At 39.0% G+C, this 372-nt stretch carries 1 tRNA gene; it reads left to right on the top strand.

The window, feature by feature from the left end:
- Positions 1-15 precede the first annotated feature (15 nt).
- A tRNA-Ala gene (locus J4051_RS18905) sits at positions 16-89 on the top strand.
- The last annotated feature ends 283 nt before the right edge of the window (positions 90-372 follow it).

Genomic DNA, 372 nt, shown 5'->3' with positions numbered 1-372 from the left:
GCCAAAAGATATTCTGGGGGATTAGCTCAGCTGGCTAGAGCGCCTGCCTTGCACGCAGGAGGTCATCGGTTCGACTCCGATATTCTCCACTATCTTTGAGAAGATGGAATAAAGAAAAAAGAATATAGACGATGTCTATTGTCCTTTATCTCTGTTCTTTTCTCTTAGGAAAACGTTCATTGACATATTGAAAAAAGATACATAAAAAAAATATTACAGGTATATTCCTCGGAATATATCATAGTAACACGTAGTCAGTTTTGGTTTACGAGCTAAAGACTGATTGCAAACTCATTAAAAGACAAAATGTACAATAAGCTACATAAGAGCGTATGGGGAATGCCTAGGCTCTCAGAGGCGATGAAGGACGTG

This window comes from Gelidibacter pelagius, assembly GCF_017581925.1.
Lineage (GTDB): Bacteria > Bacteroidota > Bacteroidia > Flavobacteriales > Flavobacteriaceae > Gelidibacter > Gelidibacter pelagius.
The sequence above is the reverse complement of the archived record's forward strand: the minus strand, read 5'-3'. Positions and strand labels throughout refer to the sequence as shown.